Origin of the sequence: Stieleria neptunia (genome assembly GCF_007754155.1) — a bacterium.
GTDB lineage: Bacteria > Planctomycetota > Planctomycetia > Pirellulales > Pirellulaceae > Stieleria > Stieleria neptunia.
Map to the genome: position 1 here is coordinate 2,364,534 of NZ_CP037423.1, position 21,201 is coordinate 2,385,734.

General features: G+C 59.7%; 21 protein-coding genes. 8 read left to right on the forward strand and 13 right to left on the reverse strand.

Annotated features, from left to right (window positions below):
* Positions 1-19: 19 nt before the first annotated feature.
* Complete coding sequence (locus tag Enr13x_RS08250) at positions 20-940, reverse strand: NAD-dependent epimerase/dehydratase family protein (protein WP_145385571.1); 921 nt, start codon at positions 938-940, stop codon at positions 20-22.
* Positions 941-996: 56 nt separating this feature from the next.
* On the opposite strand from Enr13x_RS08250, the gene Enr13x_RS08255 reads away from it, so the two are divergent.
* The gene (locus Enr13x_RS08255) at positions 997-2,220 is read left to right on the forward strand and encodes a S1C family serine protease (RefSeq protein WP_231744160.1); all 1,224 of its coding nucleotides are present in this window, start codon (positions 997-999) and stop codon (positions 2,218-2,220) included.
* Between the two features lie 182 nt (positions 2,221-2,402).
* The gene (locus tag Enr13x_RS08260; RefSeq protein ID WP_145385573.1) at positions 2,403-3,488 is read left to right on the forward strand and encodes a trypsin-like peptidase domain-containing protein; all 1,086 of its coding nucleotides are present in this window, start codon (positions 2,403-2,405) and stop codon (positions 3,486-3,488) included.
* 368 nt (positions 3,489-3,856) lie between these two features.
* On the opposite strand, the gene Enr13x_RS08265 is transcribed toward Enr13x_RS08260, so the two are convergent.
* On the reverse strand, positions 3,857-5,140 hold the full coding sequence (locus tag Enr13x_RS08265) for a GTPase (RefSeq protein WP_145385574.1): 1,284 nt from the start codon (positions 5,138-5,140) through the stop codon (positions 3,857-3,859).
* A 90-nt stretch (positions 5,141-5,230) separates the two neighbouring features.
* On the opposite strand from Enr13x_RS08265, the gene Enr13x_RS08270 reads away from it, so the two are divergent.
* Both Enr13x_RS08270 and Enr13x_RS08275 read left to right on the forward strand, forming a co-directional pair.
* Positions 5,231-6,253 carry a putative zinc-binding metallopeptidase gene (locus Enr13x_RS08270; protein WP_145385575.1) on the forward strand — a complete coding sequence of 341 codons (1,023 nt, stop codon included), beginning with the start codon at positions 5,231-5,233 and terminating at the stop codon, positions 6,251-6,253.
* The gene (locus Enr13x_RS08275) at positions 6,250-7,278 is read left to right on the forward strand and encodes a D-alanine--D-alanine ligase family protein (protein ID WP_145385576.1); all 1,029 of its coding nucleotides are present in this window, start codon (positions 6,250-6,252) and stop codon (positions 7,276-7,278) included. Before Enr13x_RS08270 ends, Enr13x_RS08275 begins: the two co-directional genes overlap by 4 nt.
* A 144-nt stretch (positions 7,279-7,422) precedes the next feature.
* On the opposite strand, the gene Enr13x_RS08280 is transcribed toward Enr13x_RS08275, so the two are convergent.
* Together Enr13x_RS08280 and Enr13x_RS08285 are read right to left on the reverse strand one after the other, a co-directional pair.
* Entirely contained in the window at positions 7,423-7,779 is a 357-nt protein-coding gene (locus Enr13x_RS08280) for a nucleotide pyrophosphohydrolase (protein WP_145385577.1), read from the reverse strand.
* Entirely contained in the window at positions 7,779-8,900 is a 1,122-nt protein-coding gene (locus Enr13x_RS08285; RefSeq protein ID WP_231744161.1) for a glycosyltransferase family 9 protein, read from the reverse strand. Before Enr13x_RS08285 ends, Enr13x_RS08280 begins: the two co-directional genes overlap by 1 nt.
* A gap of 267 nt (positions 8,901-9,167) precedes the next feature.
* Between Enr13x_RS08285 and Enr13x_RS08290 the strand changes: the two genes are divergently transcribed.
* Together Enr13x_RS08290 and Enr13x_RS08295 are read left to right on the forward strand one after the other, a co-directional pair.
* Positions 9,168-9,545 (forward strand): 4a-hydroxytetrahydrobiopterin dehydratase, encoded by a 378-nt coding sequence (locus tag Enr13x_RS08290; protein ID WP_145385578.1) that lies wholly within the window; start codon positions 9,168-9,170, stop codon positions 9,543-9,545.
* The gene (locus Enr13x_RS08295; RefSeq protein WP_145385579.1) at positions 9,542-9,883 is read left to right on the forward strand and encodes a hypothetical protein; all 342 of its coding nucleotides are present in this window, start codon (positions 9,542-9,544) and stop codon (positions 9,881-9,883) included. The genes Enr13x_RS08290 and Enr13x_RS08295 overlap by 4 nt, the downstream gene beginning before the upstream one ends.
* Positions 9,884-10,068: 185 nt before the next feature.
* On the opposite strand, the gene Enr13x_RS08300 is transcribed toward Enr13x_RS08295, so the two are convergent.
* From Enr13x_RS08300 to Enr13x_RS08330, 7 genes are all read right to left on the reverse strand, one after another.
* Positions 10,069-10,992, reverse strand: coding sequence for an alpha/beta hydrolase (locus Enr13x_RS08300; RefSeq protein WP_145385580.1), 924 nt, complete (start codon positions 10,990-10,992; stop codon positions 10,069-10,071).
* Between the two features lie 44 nt (positions 10,993-11,036).
* On the reverse strand, positions 11,037-13,178 hold the full coding sequence (locus Enr13x_RS08305) for a hypothetical protein (RefSeq protein WP_145385581.1): 2,142 nt from the start codon (positions 13,176-13,178) through the stop codon (positions 11,037-11,039).
* 56 nt (positions 13,179-13,234) lie between these two features.
* On the reverse strand, positions 13,235-14,512 hold the full coding sequence (locus Enr13x_RS08310) for a valine--pyruvate transaminase (protein ID WP_145385582.1): 1,278 nt from the start codon (positions 14,510-14,512) through the stop codon (positions 13,235-13,237).
* Positions 14,513-14,517: 5 nt separating this feature from the next.
* Positions 14,518-14,823 carry a four helix bundle protein gene (locus Enr13x_RS08315; RefSeq protein ID WP_145385583.1) on the reverse strand — a complete coding sequence of 102 codons (306 nt, stop codon included), beginning with the start codon at positions 14,821-14,823 and terminating at the stop codon, positions 14,518-14,520.
* 22 nt (positions 14,824-14,845) lie between these two features.
* Entirely contained in the window at positions 14,846-15,373 is a 528-nt protein-coding gene (locus Enr13x_RS08320) for a four helix bundle protein (RefSeq protein ID WP_145385584.1), read from the reverse strand.
* 170 nt (positions 15,374-15,543) lie between these two features.
* Positions 15,544-16,005: a hypothetical protein gene (locus tag Enr13x_RS08325; RefSeq protein WP_231744162.1), complete on the reverse strand. Its 462-nt coding sequence runs from the start codon at positions 16,003-16,005 to the stop codon at positions 15,544-15,546.
* Between the two features lie 30 nt (positions 16,006-16,035).
* Positions 16,036-16,809: a hypothetical protein gene (locus tag Enr13x_RS08330; protein WP_145385585.1), complete on the reverse strand. Its 774-nt coding sequence runs from the start codon at positions 16,807-16,809 to the stop codon at positions 16,036-16,038.
* 323 nt (positions 16,810-17,132) lie between these two features.
* On the opposite strand from Enr13x_RS08330, the gene Enr13x_RS08335 reads away from it, so the two are divergent.
* A complete protein-coding gene (locus Enr13x_RS08335) occupies positions 17,133-17,816 on the forward strand; it encodes an ABC transporter ATP-binding protein (RefSeq protein ID WP_145385586.1) in 684 nt (227 codons plus the stop codon).
* A gap of 13 nt (positions 17,817-17,829) precedes the next feature.
* Positions 17,830-18,633: an ABC transporter permease gene (locus Enr13x_RS08340; protein WP_145385587.1), complete on the forward strand. Its 804-nt coding sequence runs from the start codon at positions 17,830-17,832 to the stop codon at positions 18,631-18,633.
* A 147-nt stretch (positions 18,634-18,780) separates the two neighbouring features.
* On the opposite strand, the gene Enr13x_RS08345 is transcribed toward Enr13x_RS08340, so the two are convergent.
* Together Enr13x_RS08345 and Enr13x_RS08350 are read right to left on the reverse strand one after the other, a co-directional pair.
* Entirely contained in the window at positions 18,781-19,338 is a 558-nt protein-coding gene (locus Enr13x_RS08345) for a hypothetical protein (RefSeq protein ID WP_145385588.1), read from the reverse strand.
* 119 nt (positions 19,339-19,457) lie between these two features.
* Entirely contained in the window at positions 19,458-20,993 is a 1,536-nt protein-coding gene (locus Enr13x_RS08350; protein WP_197455875.1) for a C25 family cysteine peptidase, read from the reverse strand.
* Positions 20,994-21,201: the final 208 nt, after the last annotated feature.

Consider the following 21,201-nt stretch of genomic DNA (forward strand, 5'->3'; position numbering starts at 1 on the left):
ATCAGAAGTCGTTGGGGCGTCATTCTATGGGGGCCTGTAAGACATCCGCCAGCCCGCAGCGGTAGTCTGGGAACTCCAACCCCGGTAACAGCTCGCGCCGTAGCTTTCGATTCCATACGCGTTTGTTGCTGTCACTCCGCATCCGGACCGGCGCGTCGGCCGCGGGGGCCACAAAGCGAGGCGGCGGGGCGCCGCATTGTCGGGCGATTTCGCGATAAAAATCGCCTCGGATGACCGGCGCGTTGTCGCCGACGACATACAACCGCGATTGCATCCCGACGGAAACGTTGTGCGGCGGATCGGCCATGGTTTGCCAGGCCGCCAGCACCGCTCGGGCCGCGTCTCGGACGTGTATCAAATTCAAATATCCCGATTCGGGCGACGCGATCGGGCGACCGGCGACGACATCGGCGGCGCGGGGCACTCGGCCGGGGCCGTAGATTCCCGCCAACCGCAACACGGTCCACGGTGACGCCGGGCGGAGGGCGTGCAGCAAGCCTTCGGCCCGCAGATGGACGCGTCCGCCGAGTCGATTGGGGTGCGTCGGCGAGGTTTCGTCCACCCAGCGGCCATCGGTTTGGTGATAGACGCCGGTCGTGCTGATGTAACAAAGTCTGACGTCGGTCGGCAAAACACCGAGCAGGTTTCTCAGCCCCCCGACCTGTGACTCGTCGCGTCCCAGCCGGCTGTTGCGGTCGTAGCTGACCGCGACCAGCACCCGAGCGGCGGCGGACAATTGCCGCAAAGGGAGATTTCTATAGGTTGCCTGATCGGTCCAATCGAAACGGATCGGCTGAAATCCGTTGTCGGCCAAGGTTGCGAAGCGGTTCTTGGAGCGCGTCGTCGCGTAAACTTTCGCGCCGGACGCCCCGGACAGCTGGGCCACGGTTTGCCCTAAGTAGCCTGCACCGACCACTAAAACATCTGTATTGTCGTTCATTCCGGCTTTTTCCGCGACTTTTTCAAAATTCTGGGGTTGAGGCTACAATGGGTGGCGTGACTTTCAACCGGGCCTTTTCTGACGGGGAGCGTGTTTTGAACCAGGGTGGTGAAACCAATCGGATCGCGGGGACGGGGGCTGGGTTGCCCGGTCGTAGTTTTGCCAGTGGTTGCTTTTTCGGTCTGTCGCGTTCGTGGCGGGTCGGTATGGTCCTGGTCGCCCTGCTGTTTGCGCCATCGGCCCGCGGCGAGGATGCCGCCGCTGGCGAACGCGATTCGCCGCCGATCCAAGAAAACGCGTTCGTGCCAAACGATTCGCGCGATGCGGCGGCCAGCACGGCCGGAACGTACGTCTCGGTGCCGATCGATCTGGAACCGATTCACCGCCGCGGAGGCGTCCCCGAATCGCTTGAAATATTGCAGTTGATGGAAAAACAACAGCGTCGCGTGGCCGAGCGGGCGAGCAAGTGTACCGTGAGTGTCAAAATCGGTGCGGCCCAGGGCTGTGGCGTGATCGTCTCGGAGACCGGCTTCATCATCACGGCCGCCCATGTCGCGATGCGACCCCGAAAGCGAGCGATCGTGACGCTGTCCAACGGACGCCAGGTCTCCGCGACCACGCTCGGTATGAATCGAGAGGTGGACGCCGGGCTGATCAAAATCGATCCCGATCAAAACGGCGGCAAGCCTTGGCCCCACGCCAGCCTGGGCACCAGCGACGCTCTGGTGCCGGGGATGTGGTGCATCGCGATGGGGCACCCCGGCGGTTACGATCCGTCCCGGGGCGCGGTGATCCGGGTCGGCAGATTGCTGGAAGTCAGTTCCGATGTGATCCGCACCGACTGCGCCCTGATCGGTGGTGACAGCGGCGGCCCGCTGTTTAATTTTGCCGGCCAGCTGATCGCCGTCCACAGTCGGATCGGGAACGACGTCGCCGACAACCTGCACGTGCCGATCGATCACTACGACGAATCCTGGGACCGGATGGCGCTCGGGCAGGCCTGGGGGTTCTTGCCGAATTTCAAACCCACCCTCGGCGTCTCGGGGAACAAATCCACCAAGGCCGCGGAAATCATCACGGTCAAGCCCGGCATGGCGGCCGAAGCCGGCGGGATGTTGGCAGGCGATATCGTCATCAAATTCGGTGGGCAGCCGATTACGGATTTTCAATCGCTGGTCGATGCCGTTGCCGAAACCATGCCCGGCGAACGCGTGCCGGTGTTGGTCCAACGAGGCAACGCCACGGTGCGATTGGTCATCGAAATCGGCAGGTCGGGATGATGCGGGCGTCAAACACCTTGTCGCGCCGGCCTGTTGATCGCGTCGGATCACACGCGGAAGTCGCCGTGCCGCTCTCCCCGTGCGTCCAAACCTCGTGCGAACGAAGACGCGATGGCGGTTCCGATTGGCTGGAACCCGCCAATCGTTTAAGACTATTTTCTTCTCCTTGATTGATTGCTGCAATGATTCATCATCCGCTCGACTGGTTTTCAAAACGTCATGCGTCCGCCTCGGTGTTGGTCGCGGCGGTGTCGGTGGTCACCTTGGGCAGCCTGTCGGCACCCGTGGTTCAGGCCCAGTCAACGCCGCACTGGATGGGCCACGGCGGGTACCGCACCTCGATCGCGTCGCGTGACAGCGGTGCGATGATGCGTCTGGTTCGGCCGCTGTCCGAAACCGTGGAACAATCGGTCGTGCAGGTCTACTCGGGCGGCCAAGTCGTTTCGTTGGGAACGGTGGTGTCCGAAGACGGCTACATCCTGACCAAGCGGAGCGAGCTGAGCGGGGGCGATCCGGTCTCGGTTCGTTTGCCCAGCGGCGAAAAAGTGGACGCCCGTGTCGCGGCCAGAAGAAAATCCAACGATCTGGCGCTGCTGAAAATTCACGGCGGAGAGGAAGCGAGCTGGAACATCAAACCGGTGACATTCAGCACCGTTGAACCGCCGACGGGAAGTTTTTTGATTTCACCCGGTCGCGACGGATTTACGATCGGGATCGGGGTGCTGGGGGTTCCGCCACGTTACGTCGCCCATCACGGACTTTTGGGCGTCAATTTTTATGACGCACAGACGGGCCCGGCGATGGTCCGCCGCGTTCACCCGGAAAGTGGTGCCGACAATGCCGGACTGCAGGACGGCGATCAGATTCTGAAAATCAATGGACTGCAGTTGCTCGGCTCGGAATCGGCGGTCAACACGCTGAAAAAAATGTATCCCGGTGATGTCGTGCGATTGACGATCATGCGCGGCGAAAACACGCTCGAATTGGACGCCCAAATGAGCGACAAGGCGTTGTTGATGGAATCGGAAAATGACGCCAAGGTCAACGGCCCACGGAACGTGCGGCTGAGCGGTTTTGACAGCGTCATCCAACACGACACCGTGCTGGCGCCCAATCAATGCGGCGGCCCGTTGTTGGACAGCCACGGCCACGTCATCGGCATCAACATCGCCCGCGCCGGCCGGGTCGTCAGCTATGCCCTGCCGTCGTCATTGGTCACCGCCGAGATGGTCGAGATGCTCGAAGAGGCTCGTCGACCCAAACAGTGACGTGTGCGGAAGGGGGTTTAGCGTTCAGTCGCCATCCGCATCAAGTGAGGAAGTCACCCTCCCGTATGCGGGAGCGTGACGCGAGATGTGTAGACATCCATGCCATCGACTTTGACGCCAAGCGGGGTGTGTTTTGTTCGCGGTAGGGTGCAAGTCCTCCGGTCTTTCACGGTGTTTTTGAAGCGTGACCGGACGGCTCGCGGGCTGTCGTTTTTGTGAGCCGCGACGCGTAAGCGGCCGGGCATTGCGACGCTGCCCGAGGCCTTACGGCCAGCGGCTCACCATTGACTCAGCAGATCCCGACTAAATCGACAGCCCGCTCGCGCCGTTCCGCTGACACCTTTGGAGCCCAAGTCGATGGCATTGGCCTAACGCTCGCCGCGTTGCAAACAGGCGAGCATCTGCTCGGGCTGCTCGCCCAGTTTGGCGATCTCGGTCACCCAATCCCATTGACGGGGATGGATCGGGACCGGGCGACCGAGTGGTGGCAGATCGTCGATCAGCATCTGGACCATGGTTTGCAGCAGGTTGCCGATTCCCGCTCCCGTGGTGGCCACCGTTGCCAAGGCATCGGTCGGCGGATCATGTTGTTCGAGCGGTGACAGGTCCGATTTGTTGATCACCTTGACGATCGGCACGGAGGCATTGATGCGTCCGAGTGCATCCAACACCTGGTGATCCCATTGCAACCCCGGCTCGGTGACTTGGGCGACCAGATCCGCCGTCGCGATGGCGTCCAGCGCGCGATCGATGCCCTGTTTCTCGATCAGGTCGTCGCTGCGGTGCAGCCCCGCGGTGTCTCGCAGCCGCAGCGGCCAGCCGTCGAACACGGTTTCGGCGTCGAGGACATCGCGGGTGGTGCCGGCGAAATCCATGATGATGCTGCGATCGTAACCCACCATCGCATTGATCAGACTGCTTTTGCCGACGTTGGGGGGGCCAGCCAACACGACATCAAACGGACGCGTCAGGCGGTGTCCGATGCGACCGGCTGCGGCGATCTGTTGGGCTTGCGCGGCGATTTCGGCCGCCCGTCGGGCATCGTCGCCGAGCAGCTGGATCGACCGTTGTCGCCACGTGCACAGCGCACCGCGGACTTGGTCCAACGCGATGGCAGCCGTTTTCACGGTCGTGCATTGGGTCAACACCTCACCGGCCTCGTCGATCAATCGCTGATCGACCGCGTCCTCGGCCGAAAGCCGTCCGGCCGAGGGGACGCCGTCCAGGGGATGCGGAGCGACGCGGGCGACACCGATGGAGGACAGATCATCCAGGATTCGATCGATCGCGGCTTCTCCCCCGTGACAATGAAGTTCGTAGTGTTGGGGTGCGGTCGGCACCACCACGATCGACTCGCCGGCCGTCGCGGCAGGTTTGGTTGATGAATCGTCTGTCGGCGACGGATCATCCGAAGACCGGCCGGACCAGACACCATACCGCACTTGGCCGACGTCCATCGCCCGCGATCGGTTGCAGCGAAAGAAACGCGTCAGAGATGCGTCGGCGGTTTCACCCCACAAGGCGATGACGGCGATGGCGGATCGGCCGGCACCGGTCAGCAGCGCGCATCGTGTCGTTTGTTTCGACAGCGATTGGGCGTTAGACTCGTCGCCTGGTATCGGTAACGTATTGTTTTGGGATAAGGACATCATGTAACGTCGGATGCACGGATGCGGGCAGTCAATCGTGGCTCGCCAAGATCATCGATCGGACTTCCATTTCACGACCCAACCGCAACAACCATGGCACGGAGAACGCTCGACCTGTCGTCACTCTCGGACGACCAATTGTTGGACATGCGGATCTGCGATCTACAGCTTTCCATTGTCGGTACGCCATTGGAAGCCCGGATCGATCAATTGAACAGCGAATTGGCCGAGCGGGGACTGAAGTTTCGCCCGCACTTCTGGCTCAGCGACGATTGGTTCTCTCCCGATGGAATCCCCGGCATCGCGATTCCGTTCTATCTGGCACACCCCCGGCTGATCCGTTTGGAACGCAAGCAGTTGCTCGAGGTCGAAGGCGGCACCAAGAGTTGGTGCATGAAAATCTTGCGACACGAGGCCGGGCACGCGATCGACACGGCGTTCCAGATCCGTCGCAAGGCCCGCTATCGAGAGCTGTTCGGCCGGTCCTCGGATCCCTATCCGGAATTCTACAGTCCCAAGCCACAGTCACGTGAGTACGTCCTGCATTTGGACATGTGGTATGCCCAGGCGCATCCGCTGGAGGATTTTGCGGAAACCTTTGCCGTCTGGTTGCCGCCCAAGTCACGTTGGAAAGCGCGCTATCGGAACTGGCCGGCGCTGAAGAAACTGTGCTTCATCGACGAACTGATGAGCAGTCTGGAGGGCAAACCCGCGGTGGTTCAAACCAAACAGCGGGTCGATCCGGTGTCGCAACTTCGCCGCACGCTGCGGACCCACTACCAGCGAAAACGCGAGTACTACGGAATGAATTACCCGAACGTCTTTGACAAAGATCTTCGCAAGCTCTTTTCCTGCGACCGGAGTCATCGTCGTAACCCCACCGCCGCCGCCCTGCTGTCGCGTTGGCGTGGGGAGATTCGGAGGGTCGTCGCGAATTGGACCGGTGCGTATTCGTATATGGTCGATCAAGTCCTGCAGGAAATGATTGAAAGGTGTCGAGAGTTAGAGTTGAGGCTGGGGACGGCACCGGAAACTTGCAAACGTGACGCAATGATCCTGGTGGCCCTGCGGACGAGTAATTATCTCAATTCGGGTCATAGACGAGTAATGATGTGAGCAAGCTACGTGTATTGGTGCTGGTCCGCACCGGGCATGTTCCCCCCCTGACCCTGGAAGGTATCCCGGAAAAAGAACTCGACGCGTGGAAAGCCGAATTCGACGTCTGTGACACCCTGCGGTTGTTGGGGCACGAGGTGCTGCCGCTGGGCGTGTACGACGATCTGGCGCCGATCCGCAACGCGCTGACGGAATTCAAACCGCACATCACCTTCATGCTGCTGGAAGAATTCCACGGCGTGGTGACTTACGATTTTGCCGTCATCAGCTACCTGGAATTGATGCAGCAACCCTACACCGGTTGCAACCCCCGCGGATTGTTGTTGAGCAAAGACAAAGCGCTCAGCAAAAAGATCCTGACCTACCATCGCATCCAGACACCGCGGTTCACCGTGTTTCCGTTCGGACGCACGATCCACCGCCCCAAAAAGCTCGAGTTTCCGCTGTTCGTCAAATCCGTCTCCGAAGACGCGTCGTTCGGCATCTCGCAAGCCTCGATCGTGCAAAACGACGAACAGTTGTACGAACGCGTCGCGTTTGTCCACGAGCACACCCGCGATGACGCGATGGTCGAACAATACATCGAAGGTCGCGAGATCTACGTCGGCGTGATCGGCAATCAGCGGCTGCAAACGTTCCCGCCCTGGGAAATGGACTTCGGCCAAATGCCCGCCGAGACCGCCCGCATCGCCACCAGCCAGGTCAAGTGGAATCGCAAGTACCAAGAGAAACACGGCATCACCACGCACAAGGCCAGCGACCTGGAGGGCGAGATGGGCGAAAAGATCCAAAAGATCTGCAAACGCGTCTATCGCGCCCTCAACATGAGTGGCTACGCCCGGATGGATCTGCGTCTGAGCCACTCCGGCGAAATTCACGTGCTGGAGGCCAATGCGAATCCGAACCTGGAATACGGCGAAGACTTTGCCGAGTCTGCCGAGACGGCCGGCATCGAGTATTCCATGTTGATGCAGCGGATTCTCAACCTCGGCCTCCGCTACAAGGCCGCCTGGATGCTCGGCTGAACCCGGGGGAATGATTTGTACGACGTCCTTTCTAGGTCGTCGTTGGGAGTCCAACGGACGACGGTCCGGAAGGACCGTCGTACCCGAAAATGCGGTCGTCAAACGTTGGACAGTCCCTGAAGGCTGCACACCAACGAGCGTGCCCTACGGCGGCGGATACTTTTCGGCGTTGCGAATCATCTTTTTGGCCAACGTCGAACTGAGATCGATCTGCATCGCGTTGGCGATCGCCAAGACATAGGCCAAACAATCGGCCAGCTCTTCGCCGACGTCATGTTTCTTGGCCGCGTCGTGCTGCACGTCGGCAGCCTCTTCCAGCGTCAACCACTGGAAGTGCTCCATCAACTCCCCGGTCTCAATCCCCAACGACATCGCCAGGTTCTTGGGGTTGTGAAACGAGTGCCAATGGCGCTCGGCGACAAACTGTTCCACCAAGTCGCGAAGCGCTTGCACGCTGGTCGATGCGTCGCGGCTGCTGGGATCGATGGAAGAGGACGTCATCAGGCGGCAACCAACATCTGGCGATGATGCTCGATTTCATCGACCGCTTGGCAAACGTGCTCGACACCGATGGCGCACATCGCCGCATTGGACGCGCCGCGACGCTGACGTGCCGATCCCGATTCATACGCGACTTGAATCGCCGTCTGGCCGTAGGGGCCGCTGTCGCCCGGCTTGGTCGCACCGTACAGACCGATCGTCTTGGTGCCGACCGCCACCGCCATGTGCAACGGACCGGTGTCATTGCTGATGAACAAATCCGCTGTCTCGATCATCGCCGCCAAATGCGGGAGATCGGTTTCGGGTGCCAGAATCGCGGTTCCGTTACTGGTCGCCACAATGTCCGATGCCATCGCCCGGTCAAACGGCGTGCCCCACACCGCGATGCTCGTGTAGCCATACCGGTCGTACAGATACCGCGCCGTCGCACCAAATCGTTCCGGCAACCACCGCTTGCTGTGCCACGTCGCACCGGGATTGAGGATCGCGATCCGCTGCGACTCAATCGTGTTGCGATAACGTCGCGCCCAAACCTGGGCCGGTCCCGCGATCGGTAAATCCCAACGCACCGAAGGCGAATGAATGCCCAGCGGAATCAACAACTCCAACGATCGGTCGGTCAAATGATGAAAGACCGGATTGACCTGAACGTTCGAAAACCAACGACTCAGCTCCCGCGCGTGTTTTCCCGCGTACCCGATCCGATGTGCCGCGCCGGATAGATAACACGCCAAACTAGACTTGGTCATCCCCTGGCAGTCGATCGAAACATCGCACTCGAGCGCCCGGAGCTGTCGACGGGCGTCCCGGATTCGACTGGGCGAAGTGAACCAGCCCCGCGGCAGCACGATCAATTCGTCCACGGCGGAATGTCGGCGAACCACCGGCGCCGATTTCTCTTCGACGATCCAGGAAATGTTGGCATTGGGAAATCGATCCCGCAGCGCACAGGCCACCGGCAAGGTCAGGATCGTGTCGCCAATCGCACTCATCCGGCTGATCAGAAAACGCGGGGACTCGGTCGCGAGCTTGATCGGAGCCGGCGGCGCCGGTTGCACCGCTCGCTGCGTTTTTGATCGTTTCTGAAAACCTGATTTCGGAGTTTTTTCGCCACTGGACATCGTCACGATCCTTCGTGTTGATAGAGAGAAGAGTAGGCTGATCCGATCCCCCCGACTCGGATCCCGCGAACGCTCCCAAGAGAGGTCGCAGAAAGCCGTTGACCGGCAACCTAGTCTTTTCGCAAAACTGTCGCCAGATCGACTTTTTGACTCAAGTCGCACAACGCCCCGCCGTGCGGAAATCGTGATACCATCAAGGTGCGGGAGTGGTTGCCGTGCATCACTGGCCGCTAGCAAATCAAACACGTTTTCTCACCGCATCGAACCATGTCCGACTCCGATCCACCGACCGACGCACCGACCGCACAATCGCTTGCCGATTCGAACTGTGTTCCCTGCGAAGGCGGGGTGCCGAAACTGACGCCCGGTCAAGCGGCCGGCTTTGCCCGTGCGACACCGAATTGGTCCGTCGATTCGGACGCCATCCAGATCCGCCGCAAGCTGAACTGCAAACACTTTGCCAAGGCCGTCAAACGCATCAACCAGATTTGCGAGATTGCCGAACGCGAACAGCACCATCCCGATCTGCACCTGACCGGTTACCGACATCTGGACATCGTGCTGACGACCCATGCGATCGGGGGCCTGAGCGAAAACGATTTTATTCTGGCCGCTCAAATCGATCGATTGTTGGACGACCAATGAACGCCGTGCCCCGCCATCGCTTGCTGTCACTGCTGGCCGAATGCACCGGCGATGACATCTGGAGCATCGAGCATTGTCGGGCGCGGCGGATCCCGGAACACTGGATCCAGCAACTCTCCGACGCCTATGAATCGGGGTTCCAATCCGATCATCAGACGATCTACACCGAGGCCGGTGTGACCAATCAGTACCACGGCGTCCGCGATGTGGATCTGGCGATCCGTTTGGCCGAGTCGATGGGAATCCATGTCGACACCAACGCGCTGGCCCGACTCGGTCGCGCGCGACTGGTCCAGGCGATCAAGGACGCCGTCATGAACGGTGACGAGGAACTCTGAAGGGCATTCGCCAGCAGATCCGCTGAAGTGAATTCCCTGTCCTGCAATCCGCGACATGAACCCTGGTCCTTTTAGCAACGAGCGGAATATAAGTGTCGGATCTCTTGAAGTGGGATAGGCTTCCAGGCTCGTCATTTCAGTATCGACAGGCTGGAAGCCTATCCCACTTATTTCCCGCTCGTTGCTTAGCTGATGCTTCCCCGCAGCCGAGCGCCGATCTCCGCCGCCACGTGCTGTCCGACTTCCATCCCGGTGTCGAAAATTCCGGCGAAGTGCAGGAACGCGTGAAGCATGCCGTCTTGCTGTCGGTGTTGCACGTCGACGCCGCTGGTCTGCAACCGCTGTGCGTATCGGTTGCCTTCGTCACGCAACACATCGTACTCGGCCGTGATGACCAACGCCGGGGGCAGATCCTGATGCGATTCGGCGTGACTGGGGGCCGCTTCGGGGGCGGCCGCTCGCCCGCCGAGGAACTGTTGCCAGAACCAGCGCATGGTGTCGCGTGTCAATCCAAAACCGTCGGCAAATTCGCGGTAGGAGGGCGTTTCGAAATTCGGCTCGATCACCGGATACAGCAACACTTGCAGCGCGATCGGAAAATCCGCCCGGTCGCGCGCCTTGATCGCAACCGAGGCGGCGAGGTGGCCGCCGGCACTGTCCCCGGCGACGGCCAGACGCGACGCATCCACGTTCAGTCGCGCCGCGTTTTCCACGACGTATTGGGTGGCCCGATAACAGTCCTCGATCGGCCCCGGAAACGGATGCTCCGGTGACAATCGGTAATCGACCGCCACGACCGCGCAACCCGACGCGTCGGCCAGTCGACGGCAGAATGCGTCGTGTGTGTCCAGGTTGCCGAGCACCCATCCGCCGCCGTGAAAAAACACCGTGACGGGCACCGCCGTCGCGTGATCGCTGTAGAGCCGCAGTCGCAGCCCACACGGCATCGTATGGTCGTCGATGCGAGCCAACTCGGGCGCGTCGCCACACATCTCTTCAAACGTCAAAAAGACTTCGCGTGCCTTTTCGACGCCCAGTTCTTCCCAGCTTGGACGGTCTTCTTCAGCCAGGGTATCGACAAAAGCTTTGGCTTGTGGATGCAGCGGCATGGTTGATTTCGGCGGTCTGAAACGAGTGACAGAAGAGGGTGACGTTACCAGGTCTCGAGTCGCTTCCGCAGTGCGTCATACTCGCTGTCGGTTTGTCCGCCAGATTCTATCAGACCGATCCGAAACGATTGAGCACCCTTGAGCAACGGCTGAATCCCCTTGCTTCCACGGCCGAATCCGAACACGACCATTCCGTCGGGTGATTGGAGACCTTGATCGGTGTTTCCCAGATGGGCGAACGTGTCGAGGGCATCGTCAGGCGTTCGATGAACCAGCGCCAGGACGCGTGGCGTTTGCACGTCGCCCAGGTACGCCCAACGGAATCGACCAAAGATTTTGTCGCCTGCAAAGTAGTCACGTGGCGTTCGCGTCGGCGGTGTCACGTCGGTGGCAAAGTACTGTGACTTCGGAGCCCAACGCCCCGCGATCGGGCCTTCGTACAGAAACCAGAACGGACGCTCCGGGGCATCGGTCTGAACCTGCAGATCCGCGTGTGTGGCGTGAAATGTCCATCGAAGTCGCCAGGTGCCGCTTTCGCTGGTCGTCTCGATCGTCCGCCGGTCGACTTGTGTGCTGGTCCCGCGATCCCATCCGGGATGCCCAAATCCACCTTCCTCCCCCTGAAACAACAGATTCGGCAACCCACGAAAGGACGCCGCCGCCGCGGCAGGATATCGATCCCAGGGTTCCGTTTTGAAGGCGATCCAATCGTTGCCGTCTCGATCGATCAAACGAGACAGACCGCCGGATCGCTTGTCCAGCCAATAGGTCGCGCTGGGGGTGTCGATCACAAAATGATCGCGCTGCTGGTATCGCCCCACGTTGATCAACACCTCGGGTCTGGGCATCCGCACGGCGATCGCCGGTCCCGGCCAAAGCACCTCCAACATGTGGTGTTCCGTCTCGCTATGGATCGTGAACGTATTGGTGCCGTGCTTCAAAACACTCGGCGGAAACGACAACGTGTCATAGTCGTAGATATGATTCTTGCCGTCGACGGGCATCGAGTGGTCGTTGATGCGAATCGGTGCGTGGTGCCGGTCCCAGCCGTGCCAGGTCCGCAGGTGCAGCACGGCTTCGGTTGATGCATGGATCGGGGCCGTGTCGGGAATCGAAAACGCGCACGACTTCGTTTTTCCGGCGCGGACCCCAAAATCTTCCGGCACATCTTCGGCAGCGAAGAGCCGGACGCTGTGGTCAGGCCGATGCAACGAAAGCTGTTCGACCGGTTCGGTGACCGACCAATAACCGCGGGCATCCTGGATCCGAGCGACGAGCGAAATGCTGCCCGGTGCTTGATCCGGCACCCAAGCGGTTTGCCATTTTAGGCGATAAGGCTGTTTCCAAAGCGTCCCGACGTGATCACGAATCTCATTGGCCTGGCCGCGAACGAGTTGGAAATGGCTTTCGTGATAGCCGCCGAACTCGCCGTCGCCATCTTCATCGTAGCCGTCGTACGACGCCAACACGTCGATCCGTCCGACGCCCATGGCCGCCTCGGCGACCACTTCGATTTCCGGATTCTCGCCCAGCGTCTGGCCCCGTTGTGGGCTCGTGATTTGACCAGCGATCCGATGGTTTTCGCCTTTGATGTCTCTGTCGTAATAGACCCGAACGACTATCGAATACAGCCCCCACTGTCCCCAGCCGAACCCTCCGTCTTCATCGCAATCGGCATCAAACACGTTGACACCTTCACGCAAGTCTTCGAGCGGCACCTCGACCGTCGGATTGTCTTGAAAGAACACCTGCTCGGGCCGGATGCCATCGGGCAGCCCTGTCAATTCGGGGACCGGAATCCAGGTGTTGTCGTTGAACCGGATGCGTTTGTTGACCGTGCCGCGATGTCCGCCCCAGCGATCCAACATCGCTTCGGCCCGAATCGCATGCTCAAGATCATCGATTCGGATTTCAACGCGAGAGTTGGGCAGATGGGCTTTCGCGCGTTCGAATTTCTCGACCGCCCGTTGGTCGGTGACACGCCAATCACGATCACCACCGTTGTGCGCTGCATACTCACTTACAGGTCCCCGGGCTGCGGACCGCGCCCGTCGGCGGCGGGAGCGTGAATCAGGATCGGGATCAGGGCGACGACCCAGGCGATCGATTTCATGGGGATCTCGCGTTCGGCGGTTTTGGTAGACGCAGCGTGAATGATAGCGGATGCATTGCTCTCTGATCCTCATGGAGGATTACTGCGCCCGCGAGTCGGTCGCAAGCATCCATCGACCACGTCGACGCGCTAGGTCGCCTGCTGGGCAAACAACTGGTTGATCTCATCAGCCAGGATTTTGATCCCGCGACGGAGGACGTGTTCCGAGGTGGTGAAGCTGATCCTCAGGCATTCGTTGCGGTGCGGCCAATCGTCATCCGGAAGGCCGAAGAAGAAGTAGTGGCCGGAGATCACCATGACGCCACGTTTTTTCAGCCGCTGATAAAGTTCGGCAGACGAGATCGGCAGCCCCTCTAACCACAGCCACAGGAAAAAAGCGCCTTCGCTGCGATGGATCCGATAGGGCACCGAGTCGTCGAGTGCCTCGACCAACCAATCGTGCGCATGTCGTGACCGCGTTTCATAAAACGGACGAATCACCTCGTGGCTGATTGAGATGATTTCACCGCTGTCGATCATCGGGCGAATCATCGCTTGCCCGACGTTGTTGTTGGCCAACGACGAGATCGCGTTCATCGATGCGATCCATTGGATCATTTCCTCGCTGGCGATCACGATCCCCGTTCGCGTCCCGGGTAGCCCCAGTTTGGAGAGACTGTAGGTCAGCACCATCGACGGCCTCCAGACCGGTGTGCTGTCGGTGAAGATCACGCCCGGAAACGGATCGCCGTAGGCGTTGTCGACGATCAGCGGAATGTCGTTTTCCTCAGCCAGTTGGGCCAAGTGTTCCAGTTCCGCATCGGAGACGACATTGGAGGAAGGGTTGGTCGGCCGAGAAAGACAGATTGCTGCGATCGAGTCGTCGATTTCCAATGCGTCAAAATCGATCGCGTACTTGAACTCGTGGTCGCCGATTTTTTCGATCAACGGATGCACGGCACGATACAGGTCGCTCGACGTCGCCAGATCGGCGTAACCGATGTACTCGGGCACGATCGGAAGCAGCACCTTGCGTTCGGTGCCATCGTCAAACTTCCCCGCCAACGCATTGAGCAACAAGAAGAACGCCGTCTGGCCACCCGCGGTGATGCAGACGTTTTCCGCGGTGATCGGCCAGCCGAATTCTCGCTCGAACAATTTGGCGACCGAATCACGAAAGCCCGCGTCGCCCCCGGGCGGTTGATAATCCCCGAGCACGCTGGCGACCCGCCGCGGATCGTCGGCCAATTCTTGGAACCGCGCCAGCCAACGCCGGTCGACCTCCGGAATGTGAGCCGGTTGACCGCCCCCAAGCATGCACAGGTTCTCGTCCCCGGAGGCCAGCGTTTCGCCCAAGTCCTGCATCAATTCGCCGATCCCCGAATCCAGGGCCAAGCGGTTTCCGAATGTCGAAAGCGAGTGTTTCATAAGGTTCAATCAAGGTGTCGCGGCTTGTGCAAAATCTCAGATTTCAAGTCGTCAAAGGAATCCCTCTGATCCTCGGCAATGTCAATGTAATGGAGCATCTCTGTTGGCAAACCCCTGGAGATTGCTTCGGCGACGTGATTGCTGATCGAGAGCGTTGCACGCCGGATTGGGTTCGCCAAATCGCCCTTGCCACGAAATTCCGGACGCATCGTCCATTCCATGATGAACGCCGTCAATTCCGCCGCTTGTTTCCGATCCGGCAGGGTTTCAATTCGCCTGTTTTCCGTCGCTTCACACTCTTTGGGGCTCAAATCTGAAATTTCAAATTTGAAATCATTCCATCTTGCTTTGTCGCTCCGCCGCCTCTCGCTTGAGCCTCTCTTCGAGTTCCTTCTTGTACTGATCCATCTGTTGCTGAAACGCTTTTTGTCGCTTCTTTCGCTCATACCGTTCTCGGGAATCGTCATTCAAATGCCGTGGCCCTTGGATGTCAGAATTTTGCAGGCTGTTCGCCCACCCCCGCAATTGTCGCGAGACGTTCTCGAAGTCGGATTTCAAATTTGAGATTTCAGATCTTAAATCGTCGAAGGCATTCATTCGGTCCATCACCGCTAGCATCGAACGGACTTCTCCGGCCGATCCCTTGGCGATGTAGATGAAATGCAACAACTCCGCGGTCGTGCCACGTTCGAATCCTTCGGCGATGTTGTTGCTGATCGAGAGCGTTGCGCGCTGGATCTGATTCGCCAGATCGCCCTTGCCACGAAATTCCGGCCGCATCGTCCACTCCATCACCAATGCCGCCAAGTCAACCGCCTTGTTCCAAACCGGCAAGTCCTCAAACCGTTTGTATGATGCCATGACTCAATTTTTCATTGATCTAAAATCTAAAATCTAAAATCTAAAATCTAAAATCTAAAATCTAAAATCTAAAATCTAAAATCTAAAATCTAAAATCTAAAATCTGAAACCTGAAACCTGAAACCCATCCTCGCTCCCCGCCAACGCCGCGGCCGACACGATCCCTCGATTCAATCCGCTTTCAAGCCCCGCACACAGTCTTTGCGAAACCGCAGGTATCCGATCGAAATCGTCAGCAAGCAATAAACGGCGATCGTTGCCGGGTGGGCGCCGGCGTCGAGCAGTCGGGGTGTGTCGAGGAAGCGGTCGCCGGAGAGCCAGGCGAGTGCGAGATAGATGCCGTTGGCCAACAGGCAGAAGTCGGCGACCAGCCACGCCGATGGACGGCGAATCAGAGCCGCGATCGCCAGCGGGAACAGCACCCCCAAGAGCGGGCCGCACCAAAGCGTGACCAAGGGATGCGGATCGGGACCGTGCAAACTGTAGGGCATCCGCCACGGCGCCAGGTCCGCATCGACCAGCGTCGCGCCGCTCGCCCAGCCGCCGATCAGATGCCCCAGCTCGTGCGTGAATGTCATCACGATCCAAGAGAGCAGCAACAGCGCGACAAAGACGACGACGCGACTGCGCATCAATCGTGGCACAGTTGGACGACGCAACGATTACTTGCCGTATTTTTCGATCAGCATCGTCAGAAACTTTTCCGCCCGGTGCTGGACATCGCTGGTCGTGGAAATCACCAGAACATGATCGATCGCCATCGCCGTGGACGGACCGCCGAGGGATTCCCAAATGTCGGGAACGACGGTGGCGGTCATGACCTTGATCACTTGGTCTGCTTTGGCCGCCAGATTGTCCGGCAACACATACATCGCCAGAATCAGGTTGTCTTCTGCCGCTTCGACGGTCGTGATTTGCATCACTTCGTCCTTGATCAGGTACGTCAATTCCAAATCACGCAGCGTTAACCGCAGCGCCGCTCGGAGCGTCACGTTCTTGAGATCGATGGTGACGCCCACCTCGTCATCCAGACCGATTTCTTCCAGCGCCCGTAGGTCGATCACGATCGGGATGTTGTGCTGCGCCGAGAGCGTCTGCATTGCTTCCTGCAGTGGCGTTTGGATGAACGTGATCGAGGTTTCATCGTTCAACACCGCGTTGATCCGCTGCTCCGCTTCGTTGTGCATCCGCGCCTGGGGCGGCTGGGGTTTACGGCCCTCGGCCAGCGCCTGTTTGGCTTTCTGTAGCACGGCGGCGCGAACACTCTTGGGCGGTGCCGTTTTCTGCGGCTTTGCCGGTCGGGTCGCAGGCTGTGGTGCAAACGGATCTGCCGGCTGGCCCGATGAGGCGCCAAACGGATCCGCCGTCTGAGACCACGCGATCGAACTTGAGAAAACAAACAACAACGCCGCCAACGTCGCCGGAAGAACACGCATCAAAACACCTTTTAAAACGAGAAGGGAGCCAGAAGGGGCGGGGAATCCCCAGAGGGAATCCTCCCACGACGTCAACTCAGATGCAAGGAAAAACTTTGTCGGCCGGTTGTCGTCGGCTTGATGGACGAATGTTGTTGACACGCTCTTCTGTCAGGCCAAAGCTGGCTATCATAAGGCGAGGCGATTCCAAAGCATTTGCGAGGCGTCTGTTTCGATGGGTGGGGGCGGCATCTGACAGCTTGGATTGCCCGGTCATCGCAAGCTGGAAGCTTGCGCCACCTTGATACCCACCCCCTCGCGATTCAGCCTCGAGTCAAACGCCCGTGACCCCCGACGTCCTGCTACGAGCCGAAAACCTGACGCGGCACATCGCCGGCAAAACGTTGCTCGATGACATCACGTTGGATCTGGTTGCCGGGGCGCGTCTCGGGCTGGTCGGCCCGACCGGCAGCGGAAAGTCGTTGTTGCTGCGAAGTTTGGCGTTGTTGGAACCGGTCGACTCGGGCAATCTGCTTTGGCAGCGGGCAGCGGTGACGAACGATCAGGCGACGATCTATCGCAGCCAGGTCATCTACGTGCACCAACGCGCCGCTGCCTTCGAAGGAACGGTGGAAACCATCTTGCGTCAGCCGTTTCAGTTGAAATCCCATCGTGACCGTCGCTTTGATCGTGACTGGATCGTCGATCAATTGGCAACGGTCGCCCGCGACGCAGCGTTCCTGGACCAGCATCACGAGCAGCTCTCCGGCGGCGAATCGCAACTCGTCGCCTTGTTGCGCGCGATTCAATTGTCGCCCCGCGTGTTGTTGCTGGACGAACCCACCTCGGCGCTGGATCGGCAATCGGCGCGACACGTCGAATCGATCGTGATGCGTTGGTATGGCGACGCACCCGACCGGCGGGCCTACATTTGGGTCTCGCATGATCCCAGTCAGGCTGATCGCGTTTGCGATTCCTTGATCACCATGCACTCCGGCCAAATCCAAAGCCGTCAAACGACCACGTGACCCAAAACCTTTTATGTCGCCATACATCGAATTAACGAATTTCGAAGTCTGCTTGGCGGCGATCTTGATCGTCATCAACGGCATCGTCTCGATCGTGTTGCGGTTGCGACTGGAAAAGACCCTGGCGATCGCGAGTGTTCGCACCGTCGTGCAGCTTTCGCTGGTCGGATTCGTGTTGTCGTGGGTGTTTCGAGTGGACCGTTGGTACGTCGTTCTGGCGATCGCGTCGGTGATGACGCTGGTCGCCGGCTTTTCGGCCGCCGATCGCAGCAAACGCAAGTTTCCCGGAATCCGTTTGATCGCCATCACTTCGGTTTGGTCCTGTGCTTGGATCTTGACCGGTTACGTGCTGTTGTTCGTTTTTCAGGATTTGCCGAAGTGGTACGAACCACAATACGCGATCCCGCTGTTGGGCATGGTGCTGGGCAATACGCTCAACGGGATCTCGGTAGGGCTGAGCACGCTGACCGAAACACTCGTTCGTTCGCGCGGTCAAGTGGAAACATTGATCGCACTCGGTGCGACACGTTGGGAAGCGGCGGGGGAACCGATCCGCGAAGCAGTGCGGACGGGGATGATCCCGATCGTCAACTCGATGATGGTCGTCGGCGTGGTCAGCTTGCCGGGGATGATGACCGGCCAAGTGATTTCGGGAATGGATCCCGCCCAAGCGGTCCGCTACCAGATCGTGATCATGTTTCTGATCGCCGGCGCCACGGCCCTGGGCACCGTTTCGGTCGTGTTGCTGTCGGTCCGACGTCTGTTCGACGCGAACCATCGATTTAAATTTGAGATGATTCGGAAAGACGCGTCCTGACGGGCCCCACGAAGAAACCAAGCATCAAAGTGATGAAAGCATCTTGCTTGCCTCCCCGGAAGCGTCAGCTTCCGGCGGACACAGGGCTGGATTCACGAGTGGGAAGCTGACGCTTCCCGGGTCGCAAGCTGGAAGCTTACGCCACGGTCAGTCGCGATGGACATTTTCCCTGGCAAGTTTCCGTCGCTCATCGAGATACTTCTGGTTGGCCTGCTCGTACGATTCGGCGCGTGAGTACACCTGAAAGGACATGAACACGCCGAAGACGATGAACACGATTCCGAACAGGGGAAAGATGCTGAAGACACCCGGCGCGCCCATGCGCGATCCCGCGCCGGTGATCCCGGCCGCCATGATGGTCCAGAACAGACCAAACACGGCCACCATCACGCCGCCGGCGACCGCTCCCGTCTTGGTCGGCAAACTCTGACGGCCGTGCTTGCCGGTCACCATGTGGGACAGGCGTTCCTGCTGCCAACGGGAGTCCAACTCCTTGATCTCGCTGGAGGACTTGATTTCGGCGACGTCGCGGGCAATCCGATCGGTCGTCTCTTTTAGCTCGTCCAAGACCGTCGTCGAGTAGCTGTTGCCGACGTGCTCGATGGCCAGTTTTGCCTGACAAAATCCGCAGGTCGCGAAACGAGCCTTCGCGGGCACGTCCAGCGGGGCACCACAGTGATTGCAGTTGAGCGAGATGACTTTCATGGGCAGGATGGGTGGGAGAAAGTGGGATAGGCTTCCAGCCTGTCAAATCCGCAGTGACAGGATGGAAGCCTATCCCACTATTGAAGCACAGATCAGGCGTTCGCGGGGCGCGCCGAGTGTTATTTGCTGGTCGGGCGCACGAAGGTCTTTCCGCCTCCGGCGGCCCAGGTTTCTCGGCCGGCGACGTGCACCCGAATGGCGATCACTCCGCTGCGTTGCTCTGCCAAAGAAATCGAAAACGTCTTGGGGCGGCCCGCGGAAATCGGTTCCGCCACCCGGGCCAGCGTGATTTCATTCGGATCCGGTTTGGGGCGACCGGGGACCGCCTTGCGCGTTTCCCCCAAGGGATGATCGAGCATCACGACGCATTTGCCGTCGATCGGACTGGTCACGGTGACTTGAATCGGCGCGCCGGAATCGAAGCCCGTCGCCGTCTCGACTTCGACCACCGCGGGCGGATGAAGCTTCAGCAGCGGGTCGCCCAACAATCCGTACAGCGCCGCGTGCTCGCTGCGCTCGTCGGCGAGTTTTGTCCCCGCCGGGCTGACCAACGTGGCGACGGCATCGACCATCGTCCGCAAGGCTCCTTTCTGCGTCGTTTCGTCGTCTGATTCCATCCGCCGGATCGAAGCCAGCCACGCGGATCCCAAGCGATCGGCCGGTGGCTCGCCATCGGCGCCCTGGCCGTAGATCGAATCGATCAAGCCCAGCGTCAACGACGCATTGCCGTAGGGCATGGTCACTCGATTTCCGGCGATGACCGCAATCGGACCGCACTCGTGTAACAGCAAACGCTCGGCAAAACTGTCGACGCCGGCGTCGATGGCCCCGGTGAAACAGCACAGCAAGACCGCGATCGGCGCGTTGGCGGGATCGCATTTCAGGTTAGCGATCGAATTGCCGTCCAGCACCGGAATACCCGTCGGACCGCTGGGGACGCTGTCCAGTCGATCGACCATGCCGTGTCCGGCGTAGACCCAGAACCGACAGCCCTGGGTGTAGCGCTCGGTCACCGATTCGGTAAATCGCTTGCGGGGATAAAATAAATGACCGGGGCTGCCGTAGGTCACACTGGTGCGAACCGGAATCGGTAGCGAAGCGGTCACCATCATTCGCGTGACCGACTCGATCGCAGAATCAGCCAACATGCCGAAGCCGCCGACGCCGCCGACCAATTGAACGCGCTCGCGCCAGAGCGAAAAATTGCGACTGGCCTCATAAGCCTTGATCCGCCGAATCATGTCGCGCAGTTGATCCGGGGTATCGATCGGCAGTCGACCGACCGACACATCGGCTCGGCCGTCGGAATCAAAGTCGCTGTAGAGATAATCGGTCGCCATCGTCGGTGTGCTGCCGAACTTGGCGCTGACCGTGGTGGCGACATAATGCATCGGCACCTGCTTGCGAGTGTCCGCGGCCGAACCGATCACCGGCGCGTCACCGACCAACAATAGAAATCGATCGGTTGGAAGGGCGCGCCGACGGATCGACGTCAACAATTCGCCGGCGGTCGATTTGGAATCGATCACGCGCACGGCGATGCCCTGCGACCGACGATACTCGATCCATGCTTCGAGCGGCTGGCGAAAGTCAGAGGGACAAACGACCAGCGCGGTTTCGGCCGGTTCGGGGTCCGCAGCGGGAGCGGTCGGCATCACGATGAACGTCAGTGCGGCGACGCACGCGAACGCAATCGGCCAACGTCGCCGCTCACTCGTTGGGGGCGTGCAGTTTTCGAAGTCACCCTCCTGGCAGGAGGGTCGAGCAAAGCGAGGGGAGGTCGAACGGGCAATCGCCGCTTTCACTGCACCGATGATCGACTCGATTATTTTGACCGTTGGCCGCATCGACAATCCTGCCTTT